General features: G+C 67.1%; 4 protein-coding genes. All 4 read right to left on the bottom strand.

Annotation, left to right across the window (positions count from 1 at the left end; all coding sequences use genetic code 11):
• Window positions 1–8: 8 nt before the first annotated feature.
• A complete protein-coding gene (locus ACF07V_RS16730) occupies window positions 9–1,211 on the bottom strand; it encodes a serine/threonine-protein kinase (protein ID WP_392154793.1) in 1,203 nt (400 codons plus the stop codon).
• A gap of 216 nt (window positions 1,212–1,427) precedes the next feature.
• Window positions 1,428–4,085 (bottom strand): RNaseH domain-containing protein, encoded by a 2,658-nt coding sequence (locus ACF07V_RS16725; RefSeq protein ID WP_392154792.1) that lies wholly within the window; start codon window positions 4,083–4,085, stop codon window positions 1,428–1,430.
• A 23-nt stretch (window positions 4,086–4,108) separates the two neighbouring features.
• Window positions 4,109–7,450, bottom strand: coding sequence for a hypothetical protein (locus tag ACF07V_RS16720; RefSeq protein WP_392154790.1), 3,342 nt, complete (start codon window positions 7,448–7,450; stop codon window positions 4,109–4,111).
• Window positions 7,366–8,670 carry a hypothetical protein gene (locus ACF07V_RS16715; RefSeq protein WP_392154932.1) on the bottom strand — a complete coding sequence of 435 codons (1,305 nt, stop codon included), beginning with the start codon at window positions 8,668–8,670 and terminating at the stop codon, window positions 7,366–7,368. The genes ACF07V_RS16720 and ACF07V_RS16715 overlap by 85 nt, the downstream gene beginning before the upstream one ends.
• Between the last annotated feature and the right edge of the window lie 31 nt (window positions 8,671–8,701).

Raw genomic sequence — 8,701 nt, 5'->3', positions numbered from 1 at the left:
AGAGCGTTTCAGCGCTTCGACCAGGCGAGCGCAGACCCCACCGCGTAGCGCTCGCGCAACTCCTCAGCAACCCTCCGGGAAGCGGGAGGGCGGCCCCTTTGCGGTGTGGACGCAGCCGGGCTTCCGCTCGCGGGCTCGGGTACCTGCACGGACGTGGGCGGGAGTGGGCTCTCGGTGTCGCTCGCGGCTGGTGAGTCCGGACCGGATTCACCGCCGGGTGGCGAGACAGAGATCTCTTCCACCGCAATCGCCGGCTCTTCGCGCAGCAGTTTCTCGAGTGAGTCGAGCCGGTCCAGCATCGGTCCATCAGGCTGCGGCAGCACCATCGTGGAATGGTCCTTCGCCGTGGTCTCCTGGATCAGAGCGCGCCGTGCACGAGCCGGACTCGTGCCCAGCTGACGCATGAGGTCGGCACACTGCCTGGTCACCTCCTCTAGGGAGGGCCGGTCGTCCGCTTTGTGTGCCAGCATGCCCGTCACGATCGGGGCCAGCTCATCGGGCAGCCCGGACAGATCGGGGCCTATCTCGGAGTTGACCACCTGCGCGGCGACGGCCTCCCACCGGGCGCCGTCGTACGGGTAGCGCTCGGTCGCCGCATACAGAAGTACGGTGCCCAAGCCGTACACGTCAGCGGCCTGCGTGACGTCCACCTCGCCCAGGGCCTGCTCGGGCGGCATACAGCGAACCGTGCCGATGACCATGCCAGCCTGCGTGAGCGACCCCTTGGACGCTCCGACGAAAGCACCGAGGCCGAAGTCGATGATCACCGGGCCGAAATCACCGAGAATGACGTTCTGCGCCTTCAGGTCACGGTGCACCAGGCCCGCGGAATGCACAGCGGCAAGCCCCTCGGCCAGCAGCGCGCCCAGGCTCGCCACGAGCGGAGCGGACAGCGGACCCTGGTCCCGCACGACCTCGGAAAGCGGCCGGCCAGGGACATAGTCCATGGCCAGCCAGGGCTGCTCGGCGAACGGGTCCGCCTCGATGAAACGGGCTACACGTCCCGTACCCGAGATCGTGCGCGCGATCGCCGCCTCGCGTTCGAACCGGGCACGTGTGTGCGGGTCCGTACGGTCGGGCCGGATCACCTTCACCGCGACCGGTTCGCCGGCGACCGAGTAGGCGAGGTACACCTCCCCCATCCCGCCCGCGCCAAGCCGGCGCTCGACGACGTACGGACCGATACGCGACGGCAGAGGCGCGCTGCTCACTGCACACCCCCTGACTCCCGCAACAACAGCACAGCCTCGCTCGGCACCTGCCCCCGCTCCGCCGTAGAAGGAGCAGAGCACAGGGGGCAGGAGCACCGACGAATCACGCCCACAGCCTACCGATCGGCCTCCCACGCGAGAAAGTGATCACATCGGACTGGGCCGATCTTCCCGGCTCCGTGTCCGAAATCAAGCCGCTACGGAGAGGTAACGAGGCTACTCGTCCTCGCCGCTCATCTCGCCGTCGAGGTCCTCGGGCGTGATGGTGCGCCGGTACTGCGGGTGGTCCTTGTCCATCTGGAGGGCCGCGTGGAGGGGGATCGGGTAGCGGGTGCGGTGTTTCCAGGCGAGGGCCTGGTGGCAGAGCCTGGCGGTGACCATCATCAGTTCTCGGCGGTGGTCGTTGTTCATGGTGATCGGGAAAATCTCGGTCGCGGTCATGGCGTAGTAGTTCGCCTTGATCTCGTTCTTACCCTTGTTCCACGGCAGTGCGCCGTAGCGGGTCTTCTTCGAGCCCTGTCTGCCGGCGCCGTTGCCGTCGAACTGGTGGGTGGTGTTGACCAGCAGCCAGGTGCACTGCTCGCCGAGGTCGGGGTCGATCCGGAAGACTTGGGTGGTGCGTTCCTTCGTCTTGATCTCGCTGTCGTCCTCGTCGGTGATGGTCACCTGCACCGGACGGGGGACCTCCTCGTCGGTGGTGTTGAGGCGAATCACGGCGATCGGCCGGTACCTGGGGGCGATGGTGGAACCCGGGAGCCAGGTGGTGTTGGGCTCGGGCGGCTGGCCCTGGGTCCTGTTGTTCAGGCCCTTCCACAGCCGCCGGCAGGCGACGCCGTCCACGGTGATCGTGTACGGGGTGCCACCCAGGTAGTCGGCGAGGTCTTCCAGTGCCTGGTCGATGACCTTGGCGGTGCTGGAGTAGCCGGCGAAGTTGTCCATGAATTCCGTCATCTTCCCGGCCGGGTAGTCGGCGGCGTGGAAGGCGGCTTCGGCCAGGTGGTACGGCCTCCAAGTGCGGTCGGTGTAGGACCATCCGTGGAGCGTCCACGCACCGTCCGACACAGTGGGTGGCTTGAGGACACTCGCGGAGACAGAGATCCTGGCGTCCCTCTCGCCCGGCCTGCGCGACTGCCTGCGGACATGAACGCCGCAGTGCGCTACCCCGTCGGCGGGCAGCTCGCCGATGGGCTTGATCAGAACGCGGGAGATCCGCCGGTCGATGAACCCGAGATTGCGGTAGAGATCCATGAGGCAAGACAGACTCTGGTGGTCCATGCCGGTGGACTTGTCGATGCCGGTCTGGACAGCACTGTCGATGTACTGGACCACCAGACCCATCTTGGCGAGGATCCGGTGCGTCTGGTGCTTCGCGTCTTCGCTGTCCTTCGGCCTCGGCGGAGAGCCCTTCTTCCCGTCGCCGTACTCGGTTTCCGCCCAGACGCCGACGATCTCTCCTGATGCCGCCTTCAAGGAGACCAGGTCTGCCGTGAGTGCGGTCCTGCCGGCTGCGGATCCGTGCTGGAGGAATTCAGGAACGTGGTGGAAGACGACGCTGACCCGGGTGCCGTGCAGGGTGACGCTCTTGCCTTCGGCGGGGTTGAGGCTGGCGAGGTCGAGTCCGTAAGCGCGGGCGAGTGCGTTGATCATCCGCTGACGGATTTCGTCGGTCGCCCACAGGCAGACGATGCGCAGGTGTTCGAGGCCCATGGCGTCCAGGGAGCGGGTGACGTCAAGCGGCTCCATGAGGACTTCGTCCTTCTTGGCCTGCTTGAAGTTGCCTCCCTCGAAGAAGCCATACAGGGGTTGGCAGTTGTCGCCGAGGGTGGTCTGGATGTGGTCGTACAGCCCCCGGTAGTAGTCCATCCCGACACCCGAGCCGACGGGGAAGTAGAAGTTCTTGGCCATGATGGGTCGCACTGTGCCCAGTGGCCGCGGGGTGGGCCTCTCCTCACCGTTCTCCTGGGCTTGCTGGCGGGCCAGCCTGTCGGCCTGGATCTGCCGGTCGACCTCGTGGAGGACGGAGCGGCCCATGCCGAGCCGGGAAAGAGCTTGCAGGGCGAGCCGGTTGACGTTGCGCAGGCGTCCCCGGCCGTCGAGTTCGACCTCGACCAGGGGCCGGCCCGCGCGGTCTTGCTCGGCGAGGACGGTGCGGGCGAAGTCCATGGAGCTGCTGATACGGGTCGCCGAGGCGGAGACGAGGATCAAGGGGTCCTTCACGTTGGGCCCGGTCTTCATCCGCAGCCGGACCCGCGGCAGGCGGAACCGTGTTCCGGTCTCATCCGGCCACGGGTCGTCCCATGCGACGAGGCCGCCCGCCGTGTCGGGGCGAAGCCGGACAGACAGGCCGTCGATCGCCCAGGGTTCGGCCGCGATCCGGCGGGCGAGGTCCCAGGCGACTGTCTCGTAGACCCAGCCGAGGGCGTCGGGCTGCCCACTGGGCGAGTGCAGCAGGTAGTCGGCGAGCGCGCGCTGCTCCTGGGGGGTGGAGGCGAACTTCTCCGCGATGCTGACCGGCTGGTTCAGGTCGATGTCATCGACGTCTTCGCCCGTCGCCAGCCCGTACAGCAGGGTGAATACGTCGCGGACCGTGTCGTCGTCGATGGGGTCGCGGCTGGCCAGGACGGCTCGTTTGGCGTCGAGCCAGACGTACCCGCCGGTGAGTGCGCGAAGGGCCGTCGTCGCGACGGAGTGCGGGGCCTGGACCTCGTCCCGCCCGGCCCGCCTGCGGTAGGCGTTGTCGAAAATGCTCCACAGCTTGACGCCGGCCGGGCCGCAGTCGCGGATGTGGACGGTGGTGTCCGTGAGGAGGCTGGGCGTGGCCCGGAGGGCGAGGAGGTCGAGACGCTGAGTCGCCTTGGGCGGTCGGGAGGACATGCGGACGGCTTCTCCTTCGGAGGTCATGCGGCCGGGTCGATTCCGGCGTAGGCGAGGAAGGCGGCGAGGGCTTCGCGGTAGATGTCGTTCATGCGGCGACGCTCGTCCTCGTCCCAGTTGGTGTGCATCCGCTGGAGGATGCTGGCGAGGTCGGCCTGCCACGAGTCGCGATGGAAGGCGTAGTCCACGAGGTGCAGGGTCATGTCCGTTCCGCCGCGCCGTGCTCGTCCGGCGAGCTGGATCATGTCCACGACCATGCCTGCGACGATCTCCTCCTGAAGGACCTTGTGGGTCGACCCGAAACCGGGCGCGGAGCGCATGATCAGGCTGAGGCGTCGCCACGCCTCAGTGCGTGCTGCTGTGAGAGCGGCGACGGGGTCGTCACTGGGCTCTTTCGGCAGGCTGTTGAGGCCGGCGGCGTTGACCGAGGCGTACATCTCCGGAGGATCGCTCAAGAGTGCCAGCGGGCGGGTGCACAGGTAGACGGGGGTGATCGCCGACTTGGTGCCGATGACGATGTTCAAGCCGCGGGCGATGCGTGCCATGGGGACGATGAGGATCTTCCCCTTGCTGGGGAAGGTCTCGAACTCCTCAGGTGTCAGTTCGACGATGCCGGCGGGCAGCGGCGGCAAATCGCTGCGGCGTTCCTTGTCCGGTGGGACGGCGACGCACAGGCCGCCGGTGTAGTTTCCGGAGTTGTAGATGCCCAGGGCGATGTAGCGGCAGTGCAGGTAGGAGTTGACCACCACGGCGGCGTGGGCGCGGTCCTTGTCCTCCTTTTCCAAGCGTTCGAGTTCGGGGTGGATGCGGGTGTCGTACAGGCTCTCGCCGAGCGCTTTGAGGGCGGCGGCCTTGAGGTTCTGGGGGAGCCCTGAGATCTGGATGGGGTTGTTGAGGGAGTCGGTGATGGTGTGCTTCTTGGCGCGGATGCTGTCCGGCGCGGCGTCGGTCATCCACCACTTCACCGTGCTGTGGATGTGCTCACGGACGGCCTGCGGGAAGTACGCGGTCGCTGATAGGCCCATGACGGGCCGCTCCACGCCGGCGAGAGCGAGGGAGACGATGCTGCCCAGCTGGGCGGTGTAGGTGTGCGGGTCTCCGGTGATGCTCTGGGAGGTGAGCTCGCCGGTCTTGGCAGGGTCGTCCAGGCCGGTGACGCGGTAGCCGAACAGGGCTCGGCCGAGCATGCCGAACGGGAGGATGTTGGCTCCGATGCCTCGTTCGAGGCGTTCGGCGAGGGCGCGTGCCGAGGCCAAGCCGCTGGAGCGAAGTTGGGCCGTCTTGCCCGTGAGGTCGTTGAGGGTGTCGTCCAGCTCGGACAGCCAGGTGCGGACGATGAGCAGTTCGACGGCCTCGGCGCGGTCGTGCTCGTTCTTGACGATGTCACTGAGGAGGTCGTCCAGGCGGTGCTGGGCGTGGGTGAGCAGATCGGTACCGCGATGGCCGAGAAGCTCGCCGAGGACGCCGCGGACTTCCTGGTACGGGTCTTCCAGCTCCACGGTGCTGAAAGGGTCAGCGAGTGGGTCCTGGCCGGGCTTGGGCGGCCTGAGAGCGTTGAGCTTGTCGAACAGCTCCTGCGGGATCTCGTGTTCGCTCGTGATGCCTGATTCGGGGAACAGCAGGTGGATCAGACGGCGGTCCCGGCCTCCGGAGATGTGCCATCCGGTGCTGTTCATACCCACCCGGTCACCGACGGGGCCACCGTCGCCCTCGTAGTGCCGCAGGTGGAGCTGGCCCTCACAGACGGCGGCCAGCAGAAACTCGGTGAGGTAGCGGGCGTAGGTGACTGGCGGGACGAGTTCCTTGACTGTGGCGGGCGGCTGTTTGCCCAGCTCGTCGTGGAGCTGCTGGAGCGGGATCTTCTTGTCAAGGCGGGAGTCCAGGACCAGCTCGCTGGAGCACTTCCCGATGGCCGTGGACTGGAACTGGTCGATCTCGTCGATGAGGGTGGCATGGCAGCGGCGCAGCAGGAATTCGGCCACGCTCAGGCCATCGGTGGGCCGATCGTCGAGGGTGATGCCAATGGGCATCCGTCCCATCATGAAGTTGTGGTGGTTGGTCACCACCACGGAGGCGGTACACGCGTTGTGGTGCTGTTGGTACTTCCCGCACACCGGCACGAACGGGCAGCGTCGAGTTCCCTTGGCCGGAGGCAGAGGGTAGAGACTCATGCACGATTCCGAGCCGGCCGGGTAGGGGTGTGTGGACTCGGTGAAGCGGTTCAGCGAGCAGCCGTAGGAGAGTTGGCTGATCTTCCACCGGATCTTGGCCGACTGCTCGGCGATCGAGCCCTCAATGCGGGAGGCGACCTTCATGGCTCGCTCGTGCAGTCCGTAGGGAGACATCAGGGGCGTACACGTCTCGGGGTGGCCAAGGAATGCGAGGTCCTGGCTGATGTCCCACGCTGCCGCGAGGGTCGCCTCGACAGTGGGCAGGACGATCGCGAGGGTCAGCCTGTTGATGGCGAACCACGAGGCCATGACGCGGACGAGGACACTCTTCCCGGTACCGGTTGGGGCGTTGAAGATCTCGGTGGCACCGGCGCAGAGGCGGATCATCTCCTTCGGAGAGATCATGTCCGTAGTGTTCAGCTGGCCGAAGAGCGCCTTGAGGACCTGGTGCAGGTGCCGGCCTTCGGGCTTGAGCCGCTGATCCAGCTGCCTGGCGAGGTCGAGAAGGTCGCTGGTAGGGATCTCGACGTTCGGCGTGTGGGCGGCGGTGTACACATGCGGCGGGCTTTGGTGCGGGTCGGTTTCGGAGCTGCCCGCGAACGTGGGAAGAACAGCGCGGCCCTGGATCTCTCCGATGCCGCCGGCGTAGAGCTTGCGGGTCATCCACACCCCGGCTGTGGCGGGCGGCGCAGGCTTGGGGCGGGGGTGATCCCTGTGGACCCGTTTCAGGGTGCGGTCCACATAGCCCAGGAGATCGTCTCCGACCCGGAGTGAGGCAGCTTCCGCCACGGCCGGTTCACCGACTGGGACGAACTGGGGGGCCTGCCCGGCAGGAGGTGCGGCCAGGCGTTTACGTGCGGCCTGCGCGAAGGCCGGAGCGCTGGCGAACTCGCCCGGAGAGTTGACGAGAACGTCGGCGATGCGTTGCTTCTCCTCATGCGGGAGGCTCGCCCAGGCAGACCACTTGTCGTATTGGCCGGACAGAAGGAACGCGGCGTACCTGAACCTGGCGGTGGGCTGCCCATGCTCGTCGGGCGGACCGGGGAAGTAGTAGGCGGTGAGCGCCAGCGCACAGAAGACCGCCGCGTCGTCCTTGCGGAGCTTGCTTGTCAGGCCCATCGGACTCCCGCCCTCCTGCAGATCTTCTCGCCCATGTCGCCCGCGGTGGCCACGCTCAGGCGGAACTCCTCGCACACCCCGCGCAGCAGAGGAAGGGAGGCTTCTCGGTGATCGGGGACGACAATCCACTCCGCGCCCCCCGCATCGCCACCGTCAGCCTGGATCTTCTTCGCCAGCAGCTTCTCCGAAGTGAAGTCCTTGATGTCGAGCAGGAAGGACTCCGTCTCGCCGTTGTGGTGCCACACATCCACGTGCAGGTCATAAGCATCCTGGTAGGGCCACACGGTGACGGCGCCGGGACATTCGCCCCCGACGCCCAGGCCGGCGGGGCTCATGTAGGGCTCTGGGGCGGCGGCAAAGCCGCGTGAGCGTAGCGCGTCGTACAAGGCGATCTCGACGAGGCCAGGGACGGTGGTGTAACGCCACGGTCCGCGCGTCAGCGCGAGATACCCGGCGGCCGGCAGTGGCTGCGGCACGGGCCCTCGCAGGTCGGGGGCGAGGACGGACGCCGCTCCGGTGGGGGCCGGGGGTGGTGCGCCAGGGATCAGCGACGGCGGCTTCCCAGCATCGGGGATCTTGAAGGTGTATGAGGCTCCCATCAGTTCCGCGTGCGGCCGGTAGAAGCAGCGGACCCTGCCGGTGACCGATTTACGGGAACGGTGCTGGGTGACCTTCATCGGCCAGCGGCACACGGGGCAGGCGAACCACCACTGCTCGTAGAGTGCGGCGAAACTGATGGGCCGGTAGAACTGGCCGACGATGCTGGGGAGGTTCAGCCGCCGTACCTCCGTCTCGGTCCCGGCCGGCATCCGCGACAGGTCGGAACGGCCCTTGACGTACGCATCTTGGGTCCCACGCTTCCTCAGCCCCGAGTAGACGGTGACCTGGTCCATCTCCTGTTCGAGTTCCGCGAGGGATGTGGACCTTCCCTCCCGGGTGGCCTTGTGGACGGCTCGCGCGACCTCCCGCTGTTCTTGGTCCAGGTCGTACAGGTCCTCTTCGAACAGGCCGTCGTCATTGATGAGGTGAACGCCGGTCATCTCCTCCGGCGGAACCCCGTCGGGGAGGAGACGGGCGAGGTCGCCAGTCAGCATCTGCAGGAAGGCGTCGAAGGGGAGCGGCTGGCCGGGACCACGGGCGGCGAGGACCTCCCCGTGGCCCTCCATGAGAGTGCGCAGACGGCCTTCGGGGGACTGGTCGGTGCTCGTGAGGGCCTTGGCTGACATGGCCGCCGCCCGCATCACCATCTGCCGGATTACGTCATGGCCGATCGACTCGGACATCGAGATGGGCATCACGCGGAGCACCATAGACCTGGGGTACGAC

The sequence above is a fragment of the Streptomyces sp. NPDC015661 genome (assembly GCF_043077765.1).
Classification (GTDB): domain Bacteria; phylum Actinomycetota; class Actinomycetes; order Streptomycetales; family Streptomycetaceae; genus Streptomyces.
This window is presented reverse-complemented; position numbering and strand designations above follow the sequence as displayed.